Annotated in this window: 4 protein-coding genes; all 4 read left to right on the forward strand. The window is 57.6% G+C overall.

The genetic code is table 11. The annotated features are described in order from the left end of the window. Window positions 1-229: 229 nt before the first annotated feature. From ACOCD2_RS15085 to ACOCD2_RS15100, 4 genes are read left to right on the forward strand one after another with little or no spacing between them, the layout of a single operon-like run. Complete coding sequence (locus ACOCD2_RS15085; RefSeq protein WP_293649243.1) at window positions 230-628, forward strand: fibronectin type III domain-containing protein; 399 nt, start codon at window positions 230-232, stop codon at window positions 626-628. Beyond that, window positions 621-1706, forward strand: a complete 1086-nt coding sequence (locus ACOCD2_RS15090; protein ID WP_293649252.1) for a metallophosphoesterase family protein — start codon at window positions 621-623, stop codon at window positions 1704-1706. The genes ACOCD2_RS15085 and ACOCD2_RS15090 overlap by 8 nt, the downstream gene beginning before the upstream one ends. Continuing rightward, a complete protein-coding gene (locus ACOCD2_RS15095; RefSeq protein WP_293649246.1) occupies window positions 1645-2019 on the forward strand; it encodes a fibronectin type III domain-containing protein in 375 nt (124 codons plus the stop codon). Before ACOCD2_RS15090 ends, ACOCD2_RS15095 begins: the two co-directional genes overlap by 62 nt. A gap of 4 nt (window positions 2020-2023) precedes the next feature. After that, entirely contained in the window at window positions 2024-2884 is an 861-nt protein-coding gene (locus tag ACOCD2_RS15100) for a tetratricopeptide repeat protein (RefSeq protein ID WP_293649249.1), read from the forward strand. The last annotated feature ends 271 nt before the right edge of the window (window positions 2885-3155 follow it).

Below are 3155 nucleotides of genomic sequence, written 5' to 3' on the forward strand. Positions count from 1 at the left end.
AGCAGGATGCAGCAATCAGCGTATAGAACAAGCTCTAACGGGCAGTATGAACAAAATAGCAACTTTATTTCACCCGAAAATATACGGTGGAACAATGTTGCTTACTCTAAACTCTAGTCTCAAAAGTTCTGGCGAGAAATTGCTAGCGTTGTTTCCGTTGCGCTACAGCGTCACCCGTACACGGCAAAGGCCAAGACGCCTGACACCGGGGCACAACGGAGGAAAGCGAATGTTTCAGAAATCAGGATACTGCAAGCAGACCAGGGCTGTCTTTCACAGCCTGCTGCTGATACTGGGGATGCAGTCCACTGCCTGGGCAGATACGGTCACCCGTGGCCCCTACCTGCAGACTGGCAGTGATCAGCAGGTCACCATACACTGGCGCACAGATGTCGACTCCTCGTCCAGAGTCTATTTCGGCACTTCACCCAGCAGCCTTGACCATACGGCAGAATCCCCCCAAAGCGGCACAGAGCATGTCGTCAAACTGGACGGCCTGTCACCTTTCACCCGCTATTACTACAAGGTACAGGCCGGCTCCACCCGTATCGGCGATACAAGCAACACTTTCGTCACTGCCCCCCAGTCCGGGAAGCATTCAGCCAGTCAGGGTATGGGTACTGGGTGATTCAGGCACCGCCGACAGCCGGGCAGCCGCGGTTCGGGACGCCTACAAGAACCTGTCGCCGGCCACCCGCACCGATGTGTGGCTCATGCTGGGCGATAACGCCTACAGCAATGGCGAAGACGCCGAATACCAGGATGCCGTGTTCGACATGTACCCCGACTTTCTGAAGAGCACCGTGCTGTGGCCTGCCCTGGGTAATCACGATGGTCATACGGCTGATTCGGAAACGGAATCCGGCCCCTACTACGACATCTTCGATCTGCCCCGGAACGCGGAAGCTGGCGGTGTCGCTTCCCATACGGAAGCCTATTATTCCTTCGACTACGCTAACATCCATTTCATCTGCCTGGACTCCTACGAAACCGACCGGTCCACCAGCGGTTCCATGCACCAGTGGCTGGAATCCGATCTTTCCGCGACGGGGCAACCCTGGATCATCGTATTCTGGCACCACCCGCCCTATTCGAAGGGCTCTCATGATTCAGACACAGACAGCCGCATGACAGACATGCGCGAAAACTTCCTGCCCCTGCTGGAGCAGTACGGGGTGGACCTGGTGCTTTCAGGTCACGGCCATTCCTACGAACGCTCCTACCTCATCGACGGCCATTACGGTACTTCAGATACTTTCGATGCCAGCACCCACCTGGTCGATGGCGGCGATGGCCAGACCGATGGCGATGGCGCTTACAGCAAGAGCGGCGCACCCCACAAGGGTTCGGTCTATGTGGTCGCCGGTTCATCCGGCCAGACCAGCAGCATGCGGGGTACGCATCCGGTGATGATCGCCTCCAGCGCCACCCTGGGTTCCCTAGTGCTCGACATCAACGACAACCGGCTGGATGCCCGTTTCCTCACAGACAGCCCATTTCACCCTGCTGAAGAACAATGGCACCACGCCAACGCCCCCGGCGGCACCAGACCAGCTCACCGCTACCCCCGGGGGACCGGATCGCATCGATCTCAGCTGGCACGACAACGCCGACAACGAGGATGCCTTTGTCCTGGAGCGCTCGTTGGACAAGCAGGTCTGGACAGAAACGGCCAGCCTGTCGGCGAACAGCACGGGTTATGTTGATTTACCCCTGAGCCAGGCAACTACCTACTACTACCGACTGAAGGCGCGCAACGCGGCCGGCGATTCCGGCTATTCCAATACGGCCAGGGCAACGACAACAGGCGGCTGTGTGGTCAGCAATGGTGCCGCATCCATCACCAACCGCTATTACAGTAACGAGCACGACATCTGCCAGGCGCCGGACCGGGTTTCGGCCGCATCCAACGTCACCGTGGGCACCGATGCCTGGGCAGAATACGTGGCCCCCAGGATCGAACTGGCTCCCAGATTCCATGTGCTGGACGGTGGCCGCCTGACCCTGCGCCAGCCGTAGACACATGCTGCTGAAGACTCGCCTGTCCACTACCTGCTTGCTTGCCTTCTATCTGGGCCTGGCCTGCACTCCCGCAGCTGCCCATTCAGGTATCCACGAGCGCATCGAACATGCTACGGAACTGATACACCGGCAGCCGGATGTCCCCGGACTTTACGTGGACAGAGCCTTTCTTTGGGGCGAACACGGCGAATGGAAAGCCGCCCGCAAAGACATGCGTACAGCCGAAAGACTTGACCATGGAAAAAATACCGTAGCCTATTCTCATGCGCTGCTGCTGTGGCAGCAATACCAGGAGCAAGCCTCGCCCGACACGCTGCTGGAAGCCTTGCGCCACAGCAATCGCGCCATCGAGCATGCCCCATCCAACGCCAATACCCACCTGCTGCGCGGGCGTATCCTGCACGCCATGGGCGATCTGGACAAGGCCCTGGTGGATTACCAGGCCGCTATCGACAAGACCCGCAGGCCCCATGCCGACCTGTATCTGGAAACAGCCAGGCTATGGCTGGAAAGAGGTAGCCCCAACAAGGCACTTGCCACCCTGGAAGCCTCGGTAACACGACTGGGGGATGCGACCGTACCCGTCACACGCATGGCCATGGACATCGCCGAGGAACATGATCAGCCCGGCACGGCCCTGGCTTGGTGGTCGCGCCTGCCCGAAGTACTCAGAACGTTGCCCAACGAACTCCTGCACAACGGGGACCTGCTGACCCAGACAGGTAAGACAGACGCGGCCCAGGAGGCCTACTGCGAGGCAATCAGACAGTTGGACAGGCTGCCTGCGTGGCGGCAGCAGAAGCCCAACATCCAGGGCGTAGACAGGCAATTGAAGAAAAGACTTCACGGCTCCTGCCATTGAGTGCAGAAAGAAAAAATCGTTGAGTTGAAACGGGCGGGCTATAAAATGTTTGGTAATATCTGGAATTCCTAATAAAAACACTCGGGGCATCTGAAACAATGGTGTTTTTATCACCCCGGCACAGGTCGGGATTCATACTTATCAAGATATAGGTTGTCAAGTCCCGATAGATCATAGATTTTCTTTTTGAATAATTCCGGTTGTTTTTTGTGCCAATCCTTAAGCGCCTGAATGGGCGTGATGTGCCCGATGTTTTTCTGCGGGACATGGT

Origin of the sequence: Thiolapillus sp. (assembly GCF_048562965.1) — a bacterium.
Classification (GTDB): Bacteria; Pseudomonadota; Gammaproteobacteria; order Chromatiales; family Chromatiaceae; genus Thiolapillus; species Thiolapillus brandeum_A.